Source organism: Variovorax sp. MHTC-1, assembly GCF_003984645.1.
Classification (GTDB): Bacteria; Pseudomonadota; Gammaproteobacteria; order Burkholderiales; family Burkholderiaceae_C; genus Variovorax.
In genome coordinates this window covers 127757-149277 of record NZ_RWKI01000008.1, presented here as the reverse complement: position 1 = coordinate 149277, position 21521 = coordinate 127757, and the positions used below count along the sequence as shown (strand labels likewise).

Genomic DNA, 21521 nt, shown 5'->3' with positions numbered 1-21521 from the left:
GTATGAAACGACAACTCCTCCAGCTCGCCCTCTTCTCCCTGCTCGGTTTTGCCGCCGGCATGCCGGTCCATGCGCAGCAGAGCGGCGTGTTGCGCGTGTCGGCCATTCCCGACGAGGCGCCCACCGAGCTGCAGCGCAAGTTCAAGCCGCTCGGCGACTACCTGAAGAAGGAAACCGGCCTCGACATCCAGTTCACGCCCGTCACCGATTACGCCGCCGTGGTCGAGGGCCTGGCCACCAACAAGATCGACCTGGCCTGGCTCGGCGGCTTCACTTTCGTGCAGGCCAAGCTGCGCACCAACGGCGCCGCCGTGCCGATCGTGCAGCGCGCCGAGGACGAGAAGTTCACCAGCAAGTTCATCGTGCCGATCGACAGCAAGGCCAAGACGCTCGCCGATCTCAAGGGCGCCACCTTCGCCTTCGGATCGCCCTCCTCGACCTCGGGCCATCTGATGCCGCGCTATTTCCTGCTGCACGCCGGCATCGATCCCGAGAAGGACTTCAAGACCGTCGCCTTCTCGGGCGCGCACGATGCCACCGTGGCCTTCGTGGCCGCGGGCCGGGCCGGAGCCGGCGTGCTGAACGCCTCCGTGATGGACAAGCTGATCGAATCGGCCAACCCGAACGCCGCCAAGGTGCGCGTGCTGGCGACCACGGCGCCGTACTACGACTACAACTGGACCGTGCGGCCCGGCCTCGATGCGGCGACGACGAAGAAGCTCGCCGATGCCTTCCTCAAGCTCGACGCGGCGAATCCGGAGCACAAGGAAATCCTGGCGCTGCAGCGCGCCTCGAAGTTCATCCCGACCAAGGCCTCGAACTACAACGACATCGAAGCAGCCGCCAGGTCTGCCGGTCTCCTCAAGTAGTAGAACTTGAGGCAGCCGTTGACCGCCCAAGCCGCGCTGGCGCTCGAGGATGTCGGCCTGGTTCATTCCAACGGCCAGCGCGCGCTGCAGGGCGTGACGCTGGCCGTCGAACGCGGCGCACGCGTGGCCGTCATCGGCCCGTCGGGAGCGGGCAAGACCAGCCTGCTGCGCATCGCGGCGACCGCGCTGCGCGCGAGCGAGGGCCGCGTCGAGCTACTGGGCGTGCGGCCGTGGCAGCTCGGCGCCCGGCCGCTGAAAGCGCTGCGCGCGCGCATCGGCGTCGTCCACCAGGCGCCGCCGATCCCGCCGCGGCTGCGCGTGATCACCGCGGTGCTCGCGGGCCGGCTCGGCGCCTGGTCGAGCGGGCGGGCCCTGGTCTCGCTGCTGGTGCCGGGCGATATCGCCGGCGCGCAGGCTGCGCTCGCGCGGCTGGACCTGGCCGATCGGCTGTTCGACCGCTGCGACCGGCTTTCGGGCGGTCAGCTGCAGCGCGTCGGCATGGCGCGCGTGCTCTACCAGGCGCCCGAGCTGATGCTCGCCGACGAGCCGGTCTCCGCGCTCGACCCGGCGCTGGCCGACATGGCGGTCGGCGAACTGATCGCGCAGAGCGAAGCCACCGGCGCGACGCTGGTGGCCTCGCTGCATGCGGTGGACTTGGCCTTGAAATGGTTCGACCGCATCGTCGGCCTGCGCGCGGGCGTGGTGGTGTTCGACGCGCCTGCTGCAGCGGTCAGCCGCGCGATGCTGCAGGAGCTCTACGCGACCGAAGGCGGCGTGCTGCCGACCCAGGCACAGGGTGGCTTCAACGTCCTCGAACGCAGCAGCCGCAGCGATCCCGTGCTTCCCGTCGCCTGCCGATGAGTGCCCTGAATCCACCCGCCATGCGCGATCCGTTGGCACGCCGGCGCCTCGGCGTCCTGCTGCTCGCGCTCGTGGTGCTGTGGCCGATGCTGGTGATCGCCGAGTTCAAGCCGCAAGCCCTGCTGGCGCCTGACAGCCTGCGCGTGATGGGCGGCTTCCTGGCCGGCTTCCTGCCGCCGGCGTTGTCGGCCGAATTCCTCGGCCTGCTGGCGCGCGCGACGCTGGAAACCCTCGCCATGGCCACGGCCGGCGTCGCGCTCGCCTTCGTGCTCGCGGTGCCGCTGGCCTTCGCGGTGACGCAGGCGCTGTCGATCTCGCGTATCGGCCCCGGGCCCGGACGCTGGCGCGGCCAGGCGGTGCGCACGGCGGCGCGCGGCGTGCTCACGCTGCTGCGCGCCATCCCCGAAGTGGTGTGGGCGCTGGTGCTGGTGCGCGCCCTCGGCCTCGGCCCTGCGGCCGGCGTGCTCGCGCTCGCGATCACTTATGGCGGCATGCTCGGCAAGGTCTATGCGGAGATCCTCGAGTCGGGCGACACGCGACCGGCGCGGGCGCTGCTCGAAGCCGGCAGCGGGCGTGTCGCCGCGCTGTTCTACGGCCTGCTGCCGGGCGCCGCGCAGGAGCTTGTTTCCTATACCGTCTACCGCTGGGAATGCGCGGTGCGCGCCTCGGTCGTGATGGGCTTCGTCGGCGCAGGCGGGCTCGGCCAGCTGATGGACCAGTCGATGAAGATGCTCAACGGCGGCGAGGCCAGCAGCATCCTGATCGTGTTCCTGCTGCTCGTGCTGATGGCCGATGCGCTCAGTGCGGCGCTTAGAAGGTGGCTGGCATGAGCTCTTCCCCAAGCTCCCCACTTCGTGTGGTCCGCCAACCCCCTCACCTGGGGCAACACCAGCGGCCCGGCAAAGCCGGTTCCGCGGTGTTTCCCGAACGGGGCAGGCTTTGCCGGCCATGGTTTTGAGGAGCTGAGTCGCATGAAATCGTCCATCTCGGAGCGCGCGCGGGCCGCCGGGCCCTGCCTCGGCTGCATGGTGGCCGCGTCCGCGGTGGCGATCGCGGTGGTCGCGAGCTTCGTCTACCTCCGCATCGACTTTCGCTCCCTGTTCGCGCGCGAATCGATGGCTGCGATGGCGAAGTTCATCGCCGAGTTCTTCCCGCCCGACCTCTCGTCCGCTTTCCTGGCCAAAACGGCCTGGGGCGCGCTGCAGACGCTTGCGATGTCGGCGCTCGGCACGCTGCTCGCCATGCTGGCCGGCGCCGCCCTGGCGCTGCCCGCCTCGGGGCGCTTCGGACTGGCGCTGCGGCAGGCCTCGCGCTTCGTGCTGAACTTCCTGCGCAGCGTGCCCGAGCTGGTGTGGGCCGCGCTGATGGTGCTGGCCGCCGGGCTCGGCCCCTTCGCCGGCGTGCTGGCGCTCGCGCTGCACACCACCGGCGTGTTCGGCCGGCTCTTCGGCGAAACGCTGGAGAACGTGCCCGAAGCGCCGGAGCGCGCGCTGCTCGATGCCGGCGGCGGAGCGGTCGCGGCCTTCGCCTACGGGAGCCTGCCGCTGGTCTGGCCCCAATGGCTGGCCTATACGTTGTACCGTTGGGAGATGAACATCCGCATGGCGGCGGTGCTCGGCTTCGTCGGCGCCGGCGGGCTCGGGCAGATGCTGTACTTCCATCTTTCGCTGTTCCAGCAGGCCCAGGCGTCGACCGTGATCGGCGCCATGTTCGTGCTGGTCTTCGTCGTCGACGGCGCGAGCAGCCGCTTGCGGCGCGGACTGGCTCCGGCCTACGCCTGATCCCATCGGAGAGCTTTCCAATGAACAGTCCCACCATCCAGCTGATCGGCGCGCCCACCGACATCGGCGCCAGCGTGCGCGGCGCCGGCATGGGGCCCGATGCGCTGCGCGTCGCCGACATCGCCGGCACCCTCGCGCGACTCGGCTTCGCGATCGTCGACCGCGGCAACCTCGCCGGGCCGGCCACGCCGTGGACCGATCCGGCGGGCGGGTTGCGCCACCTCGACGAGGTGGTCGCATGGAATCGCACGGTCTACGGCGCCGTCGACGAAGCGCTCGGCGCCGGCCACCTGCCGCTGCTGATGGGCGGCGACCATTGCCTCGCGATCGGCTCCATCAGCGCCATCGCCTGGCATGCGCGCCAGCGCCGCAAGAAGCTGCGGGTGCTGTGGCTCGATGCGCACTCCGATGTCAACACCGAGCGCACCAGCCCCAGCGGCAACATCCACGGCATGCCGGTCGCCTGCCTGCTCGGCCACGGGCCGGCGGCGCTGACCGGCTGGAGCGGCGAGGCCGCGGCCCTCGAGCACGACGCGATCCGCTTCCTCGGCATCCGCAGCGTCGATGCCGACGAGAAGGCCTCGATCCGCGCGCTCGGCCTGCACGTGTTCGACATGCGCCACATCGACGAGCACGGCATGCGCACGACCATGACCGAGGCGCTGCAGGACATCGACGAAGACACGCACCTGCACGTGAGCTTCGACCTCGACTGCCTGGACCCCGACTACGCGCCGGGCGTCGGCACCGGCGTGCGCGGCGGGCCGACCTGGCGCGAGATGCAGCTGTGCATGGAGATGATCGCCGACACCGGCCGGCTCGGCTCGCTCGACGTGGTCGAACTCAATCCGGCGCTCGACGTGCGCAACCGGACGGCGGAAGTGGCGGTGGAACTGATCGAAAGCCTGTTCGGCAAGTCGACGCTGGTGCGCTGAGGGAGCGCAAAAGCCACCGGAGCGTGACTTTTTCACCTGGGCCGAATAGTCACATAGTCTTACATTCTTTAGTACTCATTTTGAACATGGAGTACTGAGATGGACGTGCGAAAGATCGGCTTGCTGGTGGAACAACCCTTCGATGGTTCCTACTACTGGGTGATTCACGAGGACGTGCGCCACGACGGGCACTTCGAGCCGCTGCACCGGGCTGATCGTGCCTTCGCCACCTATTCCGCGGCGCTGGCGCAGGGTTACGGCGTGCTGCAGCGCCTTTGCGGCCTGACCGGCCTGCCCGCGTACGCGGCCCGCTCGGTCGCGCTTTGAGTTCGAGTCAGCCCCGCGAGCGCGCGAGCGGCACCGGCCGCAGCGGCGCGTCGATGCTCGGCTGCGGCGGCTCGGGCGGCACGCCTCAGGCGTCGCGATGAATCACGCGATGCGCCCGGCCGCGCGTGGCAGCGATGCGGCGCGCGTTAGGCTCATCGGTTTGCACCGCCCAGGCCAGCGCGGCTTCGCGGCTACGGCCGAACTGCTGGTGCCGCTGCACCAGGCGCTCCACGCGCACGGCGTCGTCGACCTCGACGTACCAGACCTCGTCGAGCAGCGGCGCGACCTCGGCCCAGGCGCCTTCCTGCAGCAGCAGGTAGTTGCCTTCGGTGATGAGCAGCTGCGTCTGCGGCAGCACCGCGATCGCGCCGGCGACCGGCTCCTCGATCTCGCGCCGGAACTCAGGCGCATAGACGATCTCATCCGCGCGCTGTTCGCGCAGGCGACGCAGCAGCGCGACATAGCCGGCGGCGTCGAAGGTGTCGGGCGCGCCCTTGCGATCGGCGCGGCCGAGCCGCTGCAACTCCGCGTTGGCGAGATGGAAGCCGTCCATCGGCACCACCTGCGCGCGCCCTGGCAGGGCCTGCTGGAGCGCCAGCGCGAGCGTCGACTTGCCCGAGCCGGGCGCCCCGACCAGGCCGAGCAGCTTGCGCCGGCCGTCGGCCAGCAGGGCCTCGATGCGCGCGCTGTCGGCTGGCGTCATGGATAGAGGCCGCGTTCCTGCCGTGCCATCAGGATGCGCTCGCAAGCCACCGCGAAGGTCGCCGTGCGCAGCGAGATCCTGTGCTTGTCGGCCGTGTCCCAGATGTTGTTGAGTGCGTTCATCATGATGCGGTCGAGCCGCACGTTGATCTCGTCCTCGTCCCAGAAGAAGGACGAGAAGTCCTGCACCCACTCGAAGTAGCTCACCGTCACGCCGCCGGCGTTGCAGATCACGTCGGGCACCACGAGCACGCCGCGTTCGGCCAGGATGTCGTCGGCGCTCGGCACGGTCGGGCCATTGGCGCCTTCGAGCACCAGCTTCGCCGTGGTCTTCTGCGCGCGCTCGGCAGTGACCTGGCCTTCCAGCGCGGCCGGGATCAGGATGTCGCAGGGAATCTCCCAGAAGGCCTCGTTGCCGACCACGTCGCCGCCCTTGAAGCCGATCACGCCGTCGGTGCGCGAGAGCGGAACGAGCTCTTTCAGGTCGAGGCCCTGGCTGTTGACGATGGTCCCGGTGTGATCCTGCACCGCGACGATCTTGGCGCCGGCCTCGGCGAACAGCTCGGCCGCGACCGAGCCCACGTTGCCGAAGCCCTGCACCGCGATGCGCGCGCCGCGCAGCTCGAGCCCGAGGCGCCGCGCGGCCTCGCGGCCGGTGACGAAGACGCCGCGGCCTGTGGCCTTGACGCGGCCCAGCGAGCCGCCCAGGTGCAGCGGCTTGCCCGTGACCACGCCAGTCGCGGTGCCGCCGACGTTCATCGAGTAGGTGTCCATCATCCAGGCCATGATCTGGGCGTTGGTGTTGACGTCGGGCGCGGGAATGTCCTGCTGCGGGCCGATGATGATGCCGATCTCGCTGGTGTAGCGGCGCGTGACCTTCTCGAGCTCCTGCATCGACAGCTTCTTCGGGTCGACGCGGATGCCGCCCTTGGCGCCGCCGTAGGGCAGGTTCACCGCGGCGGTCTTGACCGTCATCCAGGCCGACAGGGCCATCACTTCTTCCAGCGTCACGTCGGGGTGGAAGCGCACGCCCCCCTTGCCCGGGCCGCGCGACATGTTGTGCTGCACGCGGTAGCCCTCGAAGTGGGCGATGCTGCCGTCGTCCATCTCGATCGGCACGTCGACGATCAGCGCGCGCTTGGGGCGCTTGAGCGTCTCGACCCAGCGGGCCAGGCCGCCCAGGTAGGGAACGACGCGGTCGACCTGCGAGAGGTAGGTGCCCCACGGGCTGTTGGCGGTCGGTTGAACGTAGGACAGATCGGCGCTCATGGCACTCCTGGTGGCTGTTGGGATGCGGCGGACGATAGCCGCGCGGCGCCCCCTGCGCCATGGCCTATGCGCGTTGCGTTGCCCCTTATGCGCTTGCGGCAAGCAGCGCGGCATTGCCGCCGGCCGCGGTGGTGTTGATGGTGAGCGTCTGCTCCGCGCAGAAGCGCAGCAGGTAGTGCGGCCCGCCGGCCTTGGGCCCGGTGCCGCTCAGCCCCTCGCCGCCGAAAGGCTGCACGCCGACCACCGCGCCGATGATGTTGCGGTTGACGTAGATGTTGCCGACGTGAGCGCGCACGGCCATGGCCAGGGCGCGGCTGTCGATGCGCGTCTGGATGCCGAGCGTGAGGCCGAAGCCGAGCGCGTTGATCTGGTCGATCACGGCCTGCGGCTCGCCCGACCAGCGCACGATGTGCAGCACCGGGCCGAAGATCTCGCACTTCACGCTGTCGATGGAGGGCAGTTCGTAGGCATGCGGCGCGATCAGGTTGGGCAGCGACGGCGCGGAGGATACCGGCGCCACCAGCACGCGGGCTTCCGCGTCGAGGCGCTGCAGGTGGCGCTGGATGCCTTCGAAGGCTTCGCGGTCGATCACCGGGCCGACGTCGGTCGCGAGCTCGGACGGGTCGCCCGCGGCGAGCTCCATCGCCGCGCCTTTGATCATCTCGATCACCCCGTCGGCGATGCTCTCGTGCAAGAGCAGCAGGCGCAGCGCCGAGCAGCGCTGGCCGGCCGAGCGGAAGGCGCTCTGCACCACCGCATCGACCACCTGCTCGGGCAGCGCGCTGGAGTCGACCACCATCGCGTTGATGCCACCGGTCTCGGCGATCAGCGGCACGATCGGCCCGTCCTTCGCGGCCAGCGCGCGGTGGATGAGCTTCGCCACCTGGGTCGAGCCGGTGAACACCACGCCGGCCACGCCGGGCGCTGCCACCAGGGCGGCGCCGACGGTGTCGCCGGGGCCATGCAGCAGCTGCGCCGCGTCTGCCGGCACGCCCGCCGCATGCAGCAGCCGGATGGCTTCGGACGCGACGGCCGGCGTCTGCTCGGCCGGCTTGGCCAGCACCGTGTTGCCGGTCGCGAGCGCGGCCGCCACCTGGCCTACGAAGATCGCGAGCGGGAAATTCCAGGGGCTGATGCAGATCCACGGGCCGCGCCCGGCGAGCCGCAGTTCGTTGCTCTCGCCGGTCGGGCCGGGCAGCACGACCGGCCGCATGACGCGTTCGGCCTCGTCGGCGTAGTAGCGCAGAAAGTCGACCGCTTCGCGCACCTCGGCCGCCGCATCGCCCCAGGTCTTGAAGGCTTCCTTGACCAGCAAGGCGCAGAAGCGCGGCAGCTCGGCATCGAGTGCGTCGGCCGCGCGGCGCAGCACGGCGGCGCGCTGTGCGACCGGGGTCTTGTTCCACCTGCGATAGCTGGCGGCGGAAACGGCGACGGCATCGGCGGCTCGCTTCGGATCGAACTCCGCCACCGTGGGAACGGTGCATGCATCGTAGGCGGCGAGAAGCGGCGCGCGCATGGATTCGACCGCCAGATCCACGCCGCCGCTGTTGCGGCGCGCCGGCGGCGGACCGTAGAGCGCGGGGGGCAGCGGCAGCGAGGCATCGCGCTCGAGCCAGAGCGGCGACACCAGCAGTTCGTCGACGGCGATCGCTTCGTCGCCCAACTGGTTGACGAAGGAGGAATTGGCGCCGTTCTCCAGCAGCCGTCGCACCAGGTAGGCCAGCAGGTCCTTGTGCTGGCCCACCGGCGCATAGATGCGCACCGGCGCGTTGGTGCTCTTCATCACCTCGCGGTAAATACCTTCGCCCATGCCGTGCAAGCGCTGCAATTCGAATGGCGCCCCCACGCTCGCCACTGCGTGTGCTTCGCTGCCCCCCGGGGGGGCAGCTTTTCCTTGGGGCGGCCCGGCGGAAAAGCGGCGATCCCCAGCCATCCGCAGGATGGCCGCAATGGTCCCCGCGTTGTGTGTCGCGAACTGCGGATAGATCGCGTCCGGCGCGGCCAGCAGCGCGCGGGCGCACGCCAGGTAGCTGATGTCGCTGTGGTGCTTGTGCGTGAACACCGGGTAGTGCGGCAGACCCAGCTCCTGGGCGCGCTTGATCTCGGCATCCCAGTAGGCGCCCTTGACCAGGCGGCACATCAGCCGCAGGCGGTACTTGCGCGCGATCGCGGTGACATGCTCGACCAGCTCCAGCGCGCGCGTCTGGTAGGCCTGCATCGCCAGGCCGAAACCGCGCCATTGCGGGCGCTCGGCCGCCACCTTCGCAGCGAGCGCCTCGAACACCTCGAGCGAGAGCTCGAGCCGGTCGACCTCTTCGGCATCGATGGTGAGGTTGAGATTCGCGTCGGCCGCGAGCTCGCACAGCCGCCATACGCGCGGCACCAGCTCGCGCATCACGCGTTCGCGCTGCGCGTCTTCGTAGCGCGGATGCAGCGCGCTGAGCTTGATCGAGATGCCGTCGTTGTGTTCAGGCATGCCCTCGCTGTCGGCGCCGGCCGCGATGGACTGGATGGCGTCGACATAGCTGTCGAGGTAGCGAAGCGCATCGGCATCGGTGCGCGCGCCCTCGCCCAGCATGTCGTAGCTGAAGCGCAGGGCTTCGTGCTTCCGGTGCGCCGATCGGGCCTCGGCCATCGCCTCGCCGATGGTCTGGCCCAGCACGAACTGGCGACCCAGCAGTTGCACGGCGCGCAGCGTGGCGGCGACCACCGATCGCGCGCCGAGTCGGGCCATCAGGCCGGGTTCGGATCCGGGGTGCCCGGGGTCGGGCAGGAAGCGCTTCGAGAGCGCGATGGCCGACGAAGACAGGCGCGACAGCGTCGAGTCGGCGGCGCCATCGAAGTCCGCGCGGCCCAGCTGGTCGGCGGTGAGCGCGATGGCGGTCTCGGCATCGGGCACGCGCAGCAGCGCTTCGGCCAGGCGCATCAGCGCCAGGCCCTCGGCGCTCGAGATCGGGTATTCGCGCAGCAGGCTTTCCATGGCCCAGAACGGCGGCGGCCGGTCGCGCACGGCGCGCACCCAGGGCGTGGCGACGGCGGCCGCCGCGGTCCAGTCGAGCGCGCCCTTCAGGGCGGCCAGGCGGTGCGAAACGATGTCGGCTTCCGGCCGATAGGGGGTGGGCAGGCGCATGGGATAACTCCGGTGTCGATGCAGCGATGGTCCGCCTTTCGCCGCTGAGTTATTCACCAAATATCGGGCTCTCGCTGGATAATTCTCCAGCCATGAACAGCGAAGCAGCCAATCTCGATCGGATCGACATGAAACTCCTGAAGATTCTTCAGGACGATGGCCGAATATCCAATCTCAAGCTGGCCGAGACCGTCTCGCTGTCCCCGACCGCCGTGCTGGCGCGCGTGCAGCGACTCACGCGCGAGGGCTTCATCCAGGGCTACGAGGCGCGGCTGGACCCGCACAAGCTCGGCCGCGGCTTCACCGTCTTCGTCGAGGTGCTGCTCGACCGCACCACCGCCAACGTGTTCGACCAGTTCAAGGCCGCGGTGCAAGTGCGCGACGAGATCATGGAATGCCACATGGTCGCGGGCGGCTTCGACTACCTGCTCAAGACCCGCATGGCCGACATGGCGGCGTATCGCGAGTTCGCGGGCACGGTGCTGTGGCAGTTGCCCGGCGTGCGCGAGACGCGGACCTATGCGGTGATGGAAGAAGTGAAAAGCAGCGCGCGGATTCCGCTGGGCTTCTAGCGGGTGCCGAAGATCGCCGTCCCGACGCGGACCATCGTGCTGCCCGCCGCAACCGCGGCTTCGAGATCGGCCGACATGCCCAGCGAGAGCGTGTCGAGCTCGAGCCCCGCCGTGCGCAGCGTTTCGAAAAGAACGGCCGCATGCAGGAACACCGCGCGCTGCGCCTCGAAATCCGGCGCAGGTTCGGGGATCGCCATCAGCCCACGCAGCCGCAAACGTGGCAAGAGCGCCACAGCGCGCGCCAGTTGCAAGGCCTCCTCGACAGGCACGCCGGACTTGTTGGTGCCGCCGTCCACGTTGACCTGCAGGCACACCTGAAGCGGCGGCAGATGCGCCGGCCGCTGCTCGGACAGGCGCTCGGCGATCTTCAGCCGGTCGATGCTGTGCACCCAGTCGAAATGCTCGGCCACCGGCCGCGTCTTGTTGCTCTGCAGAGGGCCGATGCAGTGCCATTCGAGCTCGCCGCGCAGATCGGCCAGGGCCTCGATCTTGGCCACGCCCTCTTGCACGTAGTTCTCGCCGAAGGCAATCTGTCCGGCGGCGCGTGCCTCGCGCACGGCCTCGGCCGGGAAGGTCTTGGACACTGCAAGCAAGCGCACGCTCGCCGGATCGCGGCCGGTGGCCGTACATGCCGTCACGAGCCGGGCCCGAACTTGCTGGAGCTTGTCACCAATCATCGTCATAATCGTCAAAAGCGTATCAAAACGTCACCGAGGAGCTTCGTGGACATCACCCAACTGCTGGCCTTCAGCGTCAAGAACAAGGCTTCGGACCTGCATCTCTCGTCCGGCCTGCCGCCCATGATCCGGGTCCATGGCGACGTGCGGCGCATCAACGTCGACGCGCTCGATCACAAGGCGGTGCACGCCATGGTGTACGACATCATGAGCGACATGCACCGCAAGCACTACGAAGAGTTCCTCGAGGTCGACTTCTCGTTCGAGATCGACGGCCTGGCGCGCTTCCGCGTGAACGCCTTCAACCAGGCGCGCGGCGCGGCGGCCGTGTTCCGGACCATTCCCTCGAAGATCCTCACGCTGGAGCAGCTCAACGCGCCGAAGATTTTCGGCGACCTCGCGCTCAAGCCGCGCGGGCTGGTGCTGGTGACCGGGCCCACCGGCTCGGGCAAGTCGACCACGCTGGCGGCGATGGTCAACTACCTGAACGAAACCGAGTACGGCCACATCCTGACGGTGGAAGACCCGATCGAGTTCGTGCACGAGTCGAAGAAGTGCCTGATCAACCAGCGCGAGGTCGGGCCGATGACGCTCTCCTTCGCCAACGCGCTGCGCTCGGCGCTGCGCGAAGACCCGGACGCGATCCTGGTCGGCGAAATGCGCGACCTCGAAACCATCCGCCTGGCGATGACCGCGGCGGAAACCGGCCACCTGGTGTTCGGCACGCTGCACACCTCCTCGGCCGCCAAGACCATCGACCGGATCATCGACGTGTTCCCCGGCGAGGAAAAGGACATGATCCGCGCCATGCTGTCGGAGTCGCTCCAGGCCGTGATTTCGCAGACACTGTGCAAGACCAAGGACGGCCAGGGCCGGGTGGCGGCGCACGAGATCATGCTCGGCACCTCCGCGATCCGGAACCTGATCCGCGAAGGCAAGGTGGCGCAGATGTACTCGACGATCCAGACCAGCAGCGGCCAGGGCATGCAGACCCTCGACCAGAACCTGACCGACCTGGTGCGGCGCAGTGTCATTTCCGCCGCCGAAGCGCGCGGCAAGGCCAAGATCCCAGAAAACTTCCCGGGGTGAATGTGGCTCTCCCCCAGGCTTCGCGCACTTCGTGTCGCTACGCCAACCCCCTCTCCGGGGGCAACACCAGCGGCCCGGCGAAGCCGGTTGCGCGGTGTTTCCCGAATGGGACTAATCTTCGACGTCGCGCTTTCCTCGGCGATGCCCGTCATCTGAACTAGGAGTTATCAGCATGGAACGCGATCAGGCCAGCCAGTTCATCAACGAACTTCTCAAGCTCATGGTGAGCCGCAACGGCAGCGACCTTTTCATCACGGCCGAGTTTCCGCCCGCGATAAAGGTCGACGGCAAGGTCACCAAGGTGTCGCAGCAGGCGCTCGGCGCGCAGCACACGCTGGCCCTGACGCGCTCGATCATGAACGACCGCCAGACGGCCGAGTTCGAGCGCACCAAGGAGTGCAACTTCGCGATTTCGCCCACCGGCATCGGCCGCTTCCGCGTCAACGCTTTCGTGCAGCAGGGCAAGGTCGGCATGGTGATGCGGACCATCCCGGCCAAGCTGCCCACCATCGACGCGCTCGGCATGCCGCAGGTGCTCAAGGACGTGGCGATGACCAAGCGCGGCCTGTGCATCCTGGTGGGCGCCACCGGCTCGGGCAAGTCGACCACGCTGGCCGCCATGATCGACTGGCGCAACGAGAACTCCTACGGCCACATCGTGACGGTGGAAGACCCGGTGGAGTTCGTGCACCCGCACAAGAACTGCGTGGTGACGCAGCGTGAGGTCGGCATCGACACCGACAGCTGGGAAGCCGCGCTCAAGAACACGCTGCGCCAGGCGCCCGACGTGATCCTGATGGGCGAAATCCGCGACCGCGAGACCATGGAGCACGCGGTGGCCTTCGCAGAGACCGGCCACCTGTGCATGGCCACGCTGCACGCCAACAGCGCCAACCAGGCGCTGGACCGGATCATCAACTTCTTCCCCGAAGAGCGGCGCGCGCAACTCCTGATGGACTTGTCGCTGAACCTGCGTTCGCTGATCTCGCAGCGCCTGATCCCGACCGAGGACGGCCATGGCCGCATCGCCGCGGTCGAGATCCTGCTCAACACGCCGCTGATCTCCGACATGATCTTCAAGGGCGAAGTGGGCGAGATCAAGGAGATCATGAAGAAGAGCCGCAACCTCGGCATGCAGACCTTCGACCAGGCGCTGTTCGACCTCTTCGAAGCCAATGCGATCTCCTTCGAGGATGCGATCCGCAACGCCGACTCGGCCAACGACCTGCGCCTGCAGATCAAGCTCAACAGCCAGCGAGCGCGCACCACCGACCTCTCGGCCGGCACCGAGCACTTCGCGATTGTCTAGCGCTCCCCCAGGCTTCGCGCACTTCGTGTCGCTGCGCCAACCCCCTCACCGGGGCAACACCAGCGGCCGCCCGGCAAAGCCGGTTCCACGGTGCTCCTGGAATAAGCCCAGCAGCGGCGGCGCTAAGCTTGCGCCCATGAGCAGCCTCAATCCCAAAACCTACGACTCCGTCCCCGCGCAGAAAGTCGCCTTCCTCGGCCTCGGCGTGATGGGCTTCCCGATGGCCGGCCATCTCGCGCTCGCGGGCCACGATGTCGCGGTCTACAACCGCACGGCCGCCAAATCCGCCGACTGGAAAAACGAATTCGCGTCCCAGTCCAAGGGCGCGCTGCGCCCTGCGGCCACGCCGCGCGAAGCCGCCTCGGGCGCAACCATCGTCTTCTGCTGCGTCGGCAACGACGACGATCTGCGCTCGGTCGTGCTCGGCGACGACGGCGCCTTCGCGGGCATGGCCCCGGGCTCGGTCTTCGTCGACCACACCACGGCCTCGGCCGACGTCGCGCGCGAACTCGCGAAGGCGGCGCTGGAACGCGGCCTCCAGTTCATCGACGCGCCCGTCTCCGGCGGCCAGGCCGGCGCCCAGAACGGCGCGCTGACGGTGATGTGCGGCGGCGACGCGGCGGCCTTCGAACGCGTCGAGCCGGTCATTGCGACCTTCGCGCGCGCCGTCACCCTGCTCGGCGGCAGCGGTGCGGGTCAGCTTGCGAAGATGGTCAACCAGATCGCGATCGCCGGCCTGGTGCAAGGCCTGTCGGAGGCGATCGCCTTCGGCCAGCGCGCCGGCCTGGACATGAACGACGTGCTGGCCGTGATCGGCAAGGGCGCGGCGCAGAGCTGGCAGATGGACAACCGCGGCAAGACCATGATCGAAGGCAAGTTCGACTACGGCTTCGCGGTCGACTGGATGCGCAAGGACCTCGGCCTGGTGCTCGACGAAGCCAAGCGCAACGGCGCGCGGCTGCCGGTGACCGCGCTGGTGGACCAGTTCTATGCCGACGTGCAGCAGGCCGGCGGGCGGCGCTGGGACACCTCGAGCCTGATCACTCGCCTCAAGTAGGAATCAACGAACCGGCGTGGCGGTCGCGCCGCCGGGCGGCGGTGATCCCGCCGGCGGCAGCGGTTCCATCGGCGGCAGCGGCACGTTGGAACGCGAGGCCGGCGCCGGACCGGTTCCGCCCTGCTGCGCCTGGTTCGCGAGCTCCGCTTCGCTGACGATCTCGACCACGCGCACCACCTTTTCCACGCCCGACACGCCGCGCGCGATGTCGGTCGCGCGATCGGTTTCGCGCCGCGTGGCCAGGCCCATCAGGTAGACCGTGCCGCGCTCGGCGACGACCTTGAAGGAGTTGGCGAACACGTCCTTGGCATCGAGCAGCGAAGCCTTGACCTTGCCGACGATGAATGCGTCGTTGGAACGCTGCTGGAAGGTGCTTGGCGGTCCCACCGTCAGCTCGTTGACCACCGAGCGCACGTTGTCGACGCGGCGCACCACCTCCTCGACGCGCCGCCGGTCGGCATCGCTGCCCACCGCGCCGGTCAGGAGCACCTGGCGATTGAAGCTCGTGATGCTGACATACATCTGGTCGTTGGCGATCTCGCGCACCCGCGCGCCGCCGCGCAGCTCGATGCCCTGGTCGTCGAGCTGCGCACCCGAGCTGCGGCGGTCGGTCGCCACCATGCCCGCGCCGACGACCGCAGCGCCTCCGACCACCAGCGGCACGCAGGCGGAGAGGCAGGCAGCCAGCGCGGCGCCCGCGGTCAGGGTCAACGCGAGGCGTCGGATGGATGTCTTCGTCATATGGAACCTTCCTGTTCTCCGAGTAACTGGGCGTCCACGCCGTCGCACAGGCAGTGCAGCGCGAGCAGGTGGACTTCGTGGATTCGTGCCGCGCGTTCGTGCGGCACGCAGATCTGGACATCCGTTTCGCGCAGCGCGCGCCCCACGGCACCGCCGGGGCTGCTGCTGGCACCGCCGCCCGCGGCATTGCCCAGCAGGGCGACCACCGTCATGTCGCGTGCGTGCGCCGCCTCGACCGCAGCGAGCACCGCGGCCGACTGGCCGCTGGCGCTCAGCGCCAGCAGCACGTCGCCGGCCTGGCCGAGGGCCCGCACCTGGCGCGCGAAGCGGTCCGCGTCGTTCGCGTCTGCGGTGTCCGCGGCGGGGTCGGTGGTGTCGCCGGGCAGTGCGATCGCGCCCAGTTCGGGGCGCTCGCGCTCGAAACGGCCGACGAACTGGGCGGCGAACTGCGCAGCGAGAAGCCCCGAGACGCCGGAACCGCAGGCCAGGACCTTGCCGCCGCTGGTCACGCAGGCAAGCAACGCCTGCATCGCTTGTGCAATCGGTTTGCTGAGTAGCGGACCTGCCTGGTATTTGAGGTCCGCGCTGTCGATGAAATGCTGCTGGATCCGTTGCTCGAGCATGGGCCGGGATGATAACTGCGGGTTCTGAAACAAGACGTAGGTGTTGCGCTTGATGCGCTTGATGCGCTTGATGCGCTTGAGTATGGGGCAGCGCATCGGTTCCCTCGGCGTGCTCAATCCGCGTCGAAGGCGGCCTGGATCCACGCGATGCGCTCTTCCACCAGCACGACGTCGAAACGGCAAGGCGGCAGCGTGCGCAGCCGGCTCAGATAGTGACGCGCAGCGAACACGATGCGCCGCCTCTTCATGCTGGTGATGCTGCCCGCCGCGCCGCCATGCGTGGCGCTGGCGCGCTGGCGCACCTCGACGAACACCAGCGTGCCGTCGCGCGGATCGCGCACGATCAGGTCGATCTCGCCGCCGCCGCGGCCCGGGGTTCGATAATTGCGCGCAACCAGCACCAGCCCGGCCGCCTGCAGATGAGCGAGCGCAGCGTCTTCCGCCGCATCGCCGCGCTGTTTGGTCGTCACTCGAAATGCCTCCCTGCCGTCTTGTTCTGGAGAAAACCCATTGAACTCTCTCGCTCCCGCCTCGTTCGGCGCCGCCCTGCAGGCCGCGCGCGATGCTGCGGGTGCGCAGCATTATCCGGAAGGCGCGCTCTACGTGGTCGCCACGCCGATCGGCAACCTGGCGGACATCACGCTGCGCGCACTGCAGGTGCTGCAGCTGGTCGATGCCGTCGCCTGCGAGGACACGCGCCACACGCAGAGCCTGCTGCGCGCCTACGGCATCGACCGCCCCTCGGCCCAGCTGCTCGCCCTGCACCAGCACAACGAAGCCGAGGCGGCGCAGGCCGTGATCGCGCGGCTCAAGCTCGGTGAACGCATCGCCTACGTCAGCGATGCCGGCACGCCCGGCGTGAGCGACCCGGGCGCGCGCCTGGTCGCGGCCGTGCGCGAGGCAGGCTATCGCGTGCTGCCGCTGCCCGGTGCCAGCAGCGTGACGACGCTGATCGGCGCGGCCGGGCTGGTCGCCGCAGGCGACGCGGGCGGCGCCTTCGTGTTCGCCGGCTTCCTGCCCAGCAAGTCCGGCGAGCGCGATGCCGCCGTGCAGGCGCTGGCCGCCGAGCCGCGCAGCGTGGTGCTGCTCGAGGCGCCGCACCGCATCGAAGCGCTGGCGCGCGCGCTGGCCGTTTTGGGCGAGCGGCGCGTGACGGTCGGCCGCGAACTCACCAAGCAATTCGAGGAGATCGCCACCGTGGCCGCCGCCGCGCTGCCCGACTGGTTCGCGGCCAGCCGCGACCGCACGCGCGGCGAGTTCGCGCTGGTGCTGCATCCGAAGCCGCTGGCAGCGGACGACGGCAATGCAGAAGCCGAGCGCGTGCTGCGGCTGCTGCTCGCGGAGCTGCCGCTCAAGAGCGCGGTGCGGCTGGCGGCCGAGATCAGCGGCGCCCCGCGCAACGCGCTCTACGACAGCGCGCTGCGGCTGCGCGACGAGCCCAGCGATTAGCCGTCGAGTTCCGGATAGCGCCGGAAGATGCCGTCTTCGTTGAAGTCGATGCGGCGCGGGCTCTGCAGGTAGTCGTGCACGCGCTGGCGACGGCCGACGTTGGCGTGCAGCTTGGCGACCGCTGGCGTGTCGGCCAGAACGCGTGCCGTGGCCTTCGGAAAGGCATAGCGCAGACCCGCCACCAGCTGGAACAGCGACAGGTCGGCGTAGGTCAGCGCATCGCCGACCAGGTGCAGGTCGCCCGCCGGATTGCGCTCCAGCACGCGCTCGAACCAGCCGAGGAATTTCGGAATCCGCTCTTCGCGAAAGCACTTGGCGCGCTCCAGTGCAGCTTCGCGCTGGTCTTCGTAGTAGCGGCCGCTCGAGATCGGATGGTGCGTGTCGTGCGCCTCGGCCACCATGTCGGCGATGGTGAGCTGCAGCTGGTGCGTCCAGAGCCCGTCGGCCTCGCCGCTGCCGGCGAGCCCGAGCCGCGGGCCGAGATAGAGCAGGATCGCGGCGGTCTGGCCGACCACGATGTCGCCGTCGACGAGGAAGGGCGGCGCGAAGGCCGGGCGCGGATTGTCCGCGTCGTCAAGCCGCCGCGCCAGCGCGGCTTCGCCGCCGCCCTTGCCCGGCGGCTCGCGCGCCACATCGACATACGCGGCACCGGCCGCCTCGAGCGCGAGGCGTACGAATTCGCCGCGGCCCTGGATGGTGGGCCAGTAGTGGAGTTGGTAGGTCAAGAGGCCCTCCGCGTGGAGATGGGAAGGCGCCGCCAGGAATCACAAACCCCTTGGCAACCCGCATGAATGCTGGACCTAAACGACTTCGGCTTCCCGGATACCGACAAAAATACCGACAAACTTCGAATTGTCGTGCGGACGCAACGTGTTATGAGGGCCGCCGCTGTTCCACAGCATAGCAACTCCGACAACAGGTGTGGCCGCGGCGCCGTTCCGCGAGCTGGGAGCCGGTCGCGTGGTGTGCCCCGCGCCGGCGGCAGGGCTCTATTGATCGGGAGCACTCATCGGCTCGGCCGTGCGCCAAGAGCATCTTCATGAGCGTGATCCCGTTGCGCTGACCTTTGTCTTCGTTGCAGTCGTTGAGGATGATGTGCGTGTGCTTGACCTTGCGTGCGGGGCGGACCACCTTGACCATAATCTCGCGCAGGTCGTGGGCCGGTTAGTTTTAGTCGAAGCGCTCGGCCGCTGAAGCCGCGCCCGATGTTGGAGGCGCCCACGTTGCGACGGTGCAGGTGCACGAGGGCGTAGTCTGGGTTCGTCGTCTCTGCCAATAGCGGCACGCTGTTCGCGAAGCCCTGCGGGCCGCCGAAGATGGTGCGCACTGCGCCGAGGCCGCGCTGGAACTCGATCGTGCCGGCGCGATGCGCCTCATCGAGCCACGACCGGTGCCAAAACTCGATGCTCGCGGTGCGGCCCGCCATTCGCTCGACGCAGTGCGTAACATGACGTTTTTGTATTTTTGTGTTTGCACACCGCCAGGGCGGGACCTGGAAATGGACTAAGCCCAGCTTGCCGGCCTACCTAAGCGGTGTGAGGGCCTCGCGGAAGCGCCGCCACGGCTCGACGCTCAGCTAGCATGTCGCGGTAGTAGAGCGAGAGGGTCTTGGTCGTGCCCGGCGCCTGCTAATGTCCCTGTGCTGCAACCTTCCGGGTCGGTCTGGTGGCCGGTGAGCAGCCGGAATGCCCTGGCGTTGACGGTGAACGCCTCGGGCGTGCGCTCGACCGAAAGCTCTCATTGGTCGGCATCGGGATGCCGTAGTAGCTCGAATCACCTCGACCAGCGGAAGATCGACGCGTAGTAGCGTAAGCGCGCCCCCGGCGGTCTTCGCCTCCTGCGGTCACATCAAGGCATCGCCAGTGTCCCGTTCCAAGCGCAGCCCGACTTCGCTGGGGCGAAGGACACGTTTTAGCCTATCGACTGCCTCCTGGAACACCCTTCTTCATTTCTTCCGTAGGCAGCGAAATCTTTGCACCCACGCGGAGCTTATTAATATCACCATTCATGAACGCTTGGGGGTAATGTTTTAGCACAGCATACATCACTTGCTTTGACTGAGCACGAGGCACTTGCCACTTGTCTAATACTATTTTTGAAAGTGAATCGCCTTCGACTACAACGTAGAGTCTTGTAGACAATTGATTCGTTTGAAGAAAAGCTTTGCAGGCAATTTCGTCGTCGCGGACGTAGCATTTAAACCCATTACTTGCGTCGGAGATGAGCGCTGGGACAGATTCTCTAAAATCCTTGTACTTCGATATATAATCAAAGGCAGTCCCGGCAGCAACTACTGCCGCCGTCAAATAGACCATAAATTTAAGTTTGATGCACCCTCGCCTCGACGACACCAATTCAAAATCAAAGCCAAAAGGATAGACTTGTGAAGCGAGCACCTGTTGGAAGCGTTCAATAAACGCGGCAGCAACCTCTGCCTCCTCATCTTTTGTGAGCGGCGGATGGGAATGCGGAATATCGACAACTGCAGTTATGGTTCCGACATAGAGCTTGTCCAAAGGCTCCTCACATAATTATCTAAAATTGTGTGTTATCACTTGTGGAGAACCATCGCTTGGCAGACGGGGCCCGTAAAGCGAGATACAAGACGATTGCCAGCGCAGTTTCGGCTATCAATATTAAGTTTGATGGAGAGGCGGAAACGCTGGACGTAAATAGAAGCTGCAGCGCCACGAATGTAATCCCAAGCATTGCTGCAACTAAACAGTAGGTCTGCAACGCCACATCCGAAAAGCGTAAGCGTTGCCAGAAGGCAATACAAAGAAAAACAGGCACTAGGCTCAAAATTGGTACGATCGTTTTCCAGATGCCCGATTCAAAAAGAGGCAACACCGCCGCGGCGCAAACAAAAAACACAAGCTCAATGCTCAGCAGACTTCGCAGAAATTTTGGCATATACGTCCTTCCATTGATTAGCGGAGGCGATACCGAATATGAATTGAAGTTGGGGGTCAAACGCAGGTGGCGCAAGCAGTCCCGACAACTTGTCCAAGTCGATCATGATGCAACCCCTAGAAATGGGTGCGCGGTCAGACAGGAACTCGACTGTGTGCGGGGTGAGGGCAACACTAAGTTGACGCCATTCGATTGTCGAACGTGTTCGCAAACCCGCGTGGAGCTCAGCAAACGCCGGCGCATAACGCAACACTGATGAGTGCAGGTCTTGAAGGACCTTGGCGACCATCACCGCGATAACGTTGGCGTCGTCGTACTCCGCATGATTGCCAGGCCCGCGTCTGCTGGATACGGGAATTACCACGCCCCGCCGAACCCACTCCTTCAAAGCTGAGGCGGACGTGTCGGTACGCTTCATAAGTTCAGAGGCTTGCATGGTGTGCTGCTCCACTTAAAGGCGGAGGCTACCTCCTTTCGCCCCGCTGTCAAGCGTGTTGCAGATATAGGTCAAAAGTACTGGGCATCTGGTCATGGCTCTGCTGGCCCGCCGCCGCCACGGCATGCGAGGCCTTCGATCCGCCGGCAACCGGCTGCACGCGCGCCCAGTTTCGTCGCCGGCGGTTTCGAGCGCCGTGCTGCCGACCGGAAGATGCTTCCGCACCACGTCGAGCGGGTGGACGGAGCCGTAGATCTCGGCGCCCAGCACCAGTGCCGCCTCCTGCGCGGGATGGCGCTGAGCCAAGGGCTGCGGCAGTGGGACCGCTTTCTTGGTTGCAGCATCTCGCGAGCTAGCTGTTGATCGAGCCGTTAAACCGTGACCGCTACCGCGTGCATCGTACTGCGCCGTGGTCGCCTGCCGAGGCGATCCGCCCTTCAAAGCCCAGTTCACCGGGCGCAGCGACGATATCGTCGTACTCGCACAGTCACTGTCACCTGGCCTGACTTACCGGATGGAACTGGCTACGAGCGCCGAGGTATCTGATTGGTGATGAGCTGTGATCTGTGTGGAAGCGAGCCCGCACTATCCATTCCCGCCCCTAGCATCAATGAAGTTCTCACGCAATATCGGCCAAGCGTTGCGCATGCCTGTTGAGCAATTCGCTGGTCGACCAGCCTTGGGCCTTGAATGCAATGCCTCCACAAGGCCTGAGGAGGCGTTGTCTCGCAGTTCCTCAAATTCTGAAGAGTCCAAGGGAACCGGTCGGATCCGTCGTCTA

Annotated in this window: 22 protein-coding genes and 1 pseudogene; 11 read left to right on the top strand and 12 right to left on the bottom strand. The window is 67.3% G+C overall.

The genetic code is table 11. From position 1 onward, the window contains the following. Positions 1-2: 2 nt before the first annotated feature. From EJI01_RS15860 to EJI01_RS15835, 6 genes are all read left to right on the top strand, one after another. On the top strand, positions 3-869 hold the full coding sequence (locus tag EJI01_RS15860) for a putative selenate ABC transporter substrate-binding protein (RefSeq protein ID WP_126838106.1): 867 nt from the start codon (positions 3-5) through the stop codon (positions 867-869). Positions 870-887: 18 nt separating this feature from the next. Next, the gene (locus tag EJI01_RS15855; protein ID WP_126838105.1) at positions 888-1730 is read left to right on the top strand and encodes a phosphonate ABC transporter ATP-binding protein; all 843 of its coding nucleotides are present in this window, start codon (positions 888-890) and stop codon (positions 1728-1730) included. A gap of 20 nt (positions 1731-1750) precedes the next feature. Beyond that, positions 1751-2560 carry a PhnE/PtxC family ABC transporter permease gene (locus EJI01_RS15850; RefSeq protein ID WP_409513958.1) on the top strand — a complete coding sequence of 270 codons (810 nt, stop codon included), beginning with the start codon at positions 1751-1753 and terminating at the stop codon, positions 2558-2560. Positions 2561-2701: 141 nt separating this feature from the next. After that, a complete protein-coding gene (gene phnE / locus EJI01_RS15845) occupies positions 2702-3511 on the top strand; it encodes a phosphonate ABC transporter, permease protein PhnE (RefSeq protein ID WP_126838103.1) in 810 nt (269 codons plus the stop codon). A 20-nt stretch (positions 3512-3531) separates the two neighbouring features. Further along, a complete protein-coding gene (gene rocF, locus EJI01_RS15840; RefSeq protein ID WP_126838102.1) occupies positions 3532-4446 on the top strand; it encodes an arginase in 915 nt (304 codons plus the stop codon). Positions 4447-4545: 99 nt separating this feature from the next. Beyond that, complete coding sequence (locus EJI01_RS15835; protein ID WP_093105107.1) at positions 4546-4773, top strand: hypothetical protein; 228 nt, start codon at positions 4546-4548, stop codon at positions 4771-4773. Positions 4774-4858: 85 nt separating this feature from the next. On the opposite strand, the gene EJI01_RS15830 is transcribed toward EJI01_RS15835, so the two are convergent. The 3 genes from EJI01_RS15830 to EJI01_RS15820 all read right to left on the bottom strand — a co-directional run bounded on the left by EJI01_RS15830 (position 4859) and on the right by EJI01_RS15820 (position 9874). Beyond that, positions 4859-5476: a nucleoside/nucleotide kinase family protein gene (locus tag EJI01_RS15830; RefSeq protein WP_126838101.1), complete on the bottom strand. Its 618-nt coding sequence runs from the start codon at positions 5474-5476 to the stop codon at positions 4859-4861. Further along, a complete protein-coding gene (locus tag EJI01_RS15825) occupies positions 5473-6744 on the bottom strand; it encodes a Glu/Leu/Phe/Val family dehydrogenase (RefSeq protein WP_126838100.1) in 1272 nt (423 codons plus the stop codon). The genes EJI01_RS15830 and EJI01_RS15825 overlap by 4 nt, the downstream gene beginning before the upstream one ends. Before the next feature lie 85 nt (positions 6745-6829). Then, positions 6830-9874: an L-glutamate gamma-semialdehyde dehydrogenase gene (locus tag EJI01_RS15820; protein WP_126838099.1), complete on the bottom strand. Its 3045-nt coding sequence runs from the start codon at positions 9872-9874 to the stop codon at positions 6830-6832. Between the two features lie 92 nt (positions 9875-9966). Between EJI01_RS15820 and EJI01_RS15815 the strand changes: the two genes are divergently transcribed. After that, the gene (locus EJI01_RS15815; RefSeq protein ID WP_126838098.1) at positions 9967-10446 is read left to right on the top strand and encodes an Lrp/AsnC ligand binding domain-containing protein; all 480 of its coding nucleotides are present in this window, start codon (positions 9967-9969) and stop codon (positions 10444-10446) included. Here the strand turns inward: EJI01_RS15815 and EJI01_RS15810 are convergent. Further along, positions 10443-11129, bottom strand: a complete 687-nt coding sequence (locus tag EJI01_RS15810; protein ID WP_126838097.1) for a YggS family pyridoxal phosphate-dependent enzyme — start codon at positions 11127-11129, stop codon at positions 10443-10445. The genes EJI01_RS15815 and EJI01_RS15810 overlap by 4 nt on opposite strands. Before the next feature lie 39 nt (positions 11130-11168). Here EJI01_RS15810 and EJI01_RS15805 point away from each other — a divergent pair, with 39 nt between their 5' ends. The 3 genes from EJI01_RS15805 to EJI01_RS15795 all read left to right on the top strand — a co-directional run bounded on the left by EJI01_RS15805 (position 11169) and on the right by EJI01_RS15795 (position 14578). Beyond that, positions 11169-12212 (top strand): type IV pilus twitching motility protein PilT, encoded by a 1044-nt coding sequence (locus EJI01_RS15805; RefSeq protein WP_126838096.1) that lies wholly within the window; start codon positions 11169-11171, stop codon positions 12210-12212. A gap of 172 nt (positions 12213-12384) precedes the next feature. Next, positions 12385-13521, top strand: a complete 1137-nt coding sequence (locus EJI01_RS15800; protein WP_126838095.1) for a PilT/PilU family type 4a pilus ATPase — start codon at positions 12385-12387, stop codon at positions 13519-13521. A 136-nt stretch (positions 13522-13657) separates the two neighbouring features. Continuing rightward, a complete protein-coding gene (locus EJI01_RS15795) occupies positions 13658-14578 on the top strand; it encodes an NAD(P)-dependent oxidoreductase (protein WP_126838094.1) in 921 nt (306 codons plus the stop codon). A 3-nt stretch (positions 14579-14581) separates the two neighbouring features. On the opposite strand, the gene EJI01_RS15790 is transcribed toward EJI01_RS15795, so the two are convergent. The 3 genes and pseudogenes from EJI01_RS15790 to EJI01_RS15780 form a co-directional block, all read right to left on the bottom strand. Next, entirely contained in the window at positions 14582-15319 is a 738-nt protein-coding gene (locus EJI01_RS15790; protein WP_126838093.1) for a BON domain-containing protein, read from the bottom strand. Then, entirely contained in the window at positions 15316-15942 is a 627-nt protein-coding gene (locus EJI01_RS15785; RefSeq protein WP_126838215.1) for an SIS domain-containing protein, read from the bottom strand. Before EJI01_RS15785 ends, EJI01_RS15790 begins: the two co-directional genes overlap by 4 nt. Positions 15943-16055: 113 nt before the next feature. Continuing rightward, positions 16056-16453 (bottom strand): annotated as a pseudogene (locus tag EJI01_RS15780) (YraN family protein). On the opposite strand from EJI01_RS15780, the gene rsmI reads away from it, so the two are divergent. Continuing rightward, complete coding sequence (gene rsmI, locus EJI01_RS15775; protein WP_126838091.1) at positions 16453-17391, top strand: 16S rRNA (cytidine(1402)-2'-O)-methyltransferase; 939 nt, start codon at positions 16453-16455, stop codon at positions 17389-17391. The pseudogene EJI01_RS15780 and the gene rsmI sit on opposite strands and share 1 nt — an antisense overlap. On the opposite strand, the gene EJI01_RS15770 is transcribed toward rsmI, so the two are convergent. The 5 genes from EJI01_RS15770 to EJI01_RS15750 all read right to left on the bottom strand — a co-directional run bounded on the left by EJI01_RS15770 (position 17388) and on the right by EJI01_RS15750 (position 20740). Next, positions 17388-18116, bottom strand: coding sequence for a glutathione S-transferase (locus tag EJI01_RS15770; protein WP_126838090.1), 729 nt, complete (start codon positions 18114-18116; stop codon positions 17388-17390). The two genes, rsmI and EJI01_RS15770, sit on opposite strands and share 4 nt — an antisense overlap. A gap of 281 nt (positions 18117-18397) precedes the next feature. Then, positions 18398-18904, bottom strand: coding sequence for a DUF72 domain-containing protein (locus tag EJI01_RS29685; RefSeq protein WP_126838214.1), 507 nt, complete (start codon positions 18902-18904; stop codon positions 18398-18400). Between the two features lie 403 nt (positions 18905-19307). Continuing rightward, positions 19308-19907 (bottom strand): FimV family protein, encoded by a 600-nt coding sequence (locus EJI01_RS15760; RefSeq protein WP_126838089.1) that lies wholly within the window; start codon positions 19905-19907, stop codon positions 19308-19310. Positions 19908-19926: 19 nt separating this feature from the next. Continuing rightward, positions 19927-20304: a hypothetical protein gene (locus EJI01_RS15755; protein WP_126838088.1), complete on the bottom strand. Its 378-nt coding sequence runs from the start codon at positions 20302-20304 to the stop codon at positions 19927-19929. Next, positions 20270-20740: a MerR family transcriptional regulator gene (locus EJI01_RS15750; RefSeq protein ID WP_126838087.1), complete on the bottom strand. Its 471-nt coding sequence runs from the start codon at positions 20738-20740 to the stop codon at positions 20270-20272. The genes EJI01_RS15755 and EJI01_RS15750 overlap by 35 nt, the downstream gene beginning before the upstream one ends. Between the last annotated feature and the right edge of the window lie 781 nt (positions 20741-21521).

Excerpts from the sequence above, each read along its gene's own strand:
- EJI01_RS15860 (WP_126838106.1), top strand. The coding sequence starts at position 3 with ATGAAACGACAACTCCTCCAGCTCGCCCTCTTCTCCCTGCTCGGTTTT.
- EJI01_RS15850 (WP_409513958.1), top strand. The coding sequence starts at position 1,751 with ATGCGCGATCCGTTGGCACGCCGGCGCCTCGGCGTCCTGCTGCTCGCG.
- phnE (WP_126838103.1), top strand. The coding sequence starts at position 2,702 with ATGAAATCGTCCATCTCGGAGCGCGCGCGGGCCGCCGGGCCCTGCCTC.
- rocF (WP_126838102.1), top strand. The coding sequence starts at position 3,532 with ATGAACAGTCCCACCATCCAGCTGATCGGCGCGCCCACCGACATCGGC.
- EJI01_RS15835 (WP_093105107.1), top strand. The coding sequence starts at position 4,546 with ATGGACGTGCGAAAGATCGGCTTGCTGGTGGAACAACCCTTCGATGGT.
- EJI01_RS15830 (WP_126838101.1), bottom strand. The coding sequence starts at position 5,476 with ATGACGCCAGCCGACAGCGCGCGCATCGAGGCCCTGCTGGCCGACGGC.
- EJI01_RS15825 (WP_126838100.1), bottom strand. The coding sequence starts at position 6,744 with ATGAGCGCCGATCTGTCCTACGTTCAACCGACCGCCAACAGCCCGTGG.
- EJI01_RS15820 (WP_126838099.1), bottom strand. The coding sequence starts at position 9,874 with ATGCGCCTGCCCACCCCCTATCGGCCGGAAGCCGACATCGTTTCGCAC.
- EJI01_RS15815 (WP_126838098.1), top strand. The coding sequence starts at position 9,967 with ATGAACAGCGAAGCAGCCAATCTCGATCGGATCGACATGAAACTCCTG.
- EJI01_RS15810 (WP_126838097.1), bottom strand. The coding sequence starts at position 11,129 with ATGACGATGATTGGTGACAAGCTCCAGCAAGTTCGGGCCCGGCTCGTG.
- EJI01_RS15800 (WP_126838095.1), top strand. The coding sequence starts at position 12,385 with ATGGAACGCGATCAGGCCAGCCAGTTCATCAACGAACTTCTCAAGCTC.
- EJI01_RS15795 (WP_126838094.1), top strand. The coding sequence starts at position 13,658 with ATGAGCAGCCTCAATCCCAAAACCTACGACTCCGTCCCCGCGCAGAAA.
- EJI01_RS15790 (WP_126838093.1), bottom strand. The coding sequence starts at position 15,319 with ATGACGAAGACATCCATCCGACGCCTCGCGTTGACCCTGACCGCGGGC.
- EJI01_RS15785 (WP_126838215.1), bottom strand. The coding sequence starts at position 15,942 with ATGCTCGAGCAACGGATCCAGCAGCATTTCATCGACAGCGCGGACCTC.
- EJI01_RS15755 (WP_126838088.1), bottom strand. The coding sequence starts at position 20,304 with ATGCCAAAATTTCTGCGAAGTCTGCTGAGCATTGAGCTTGTGTTTTTT.
- EJI01_RS15750 (WP_126838087.1), bottom strand. The coding sequence starts at position 20,740 with ATGCAAGCCTCTGAACTTATGAAGCGTACCGACACGTCCGCCTCAGCT.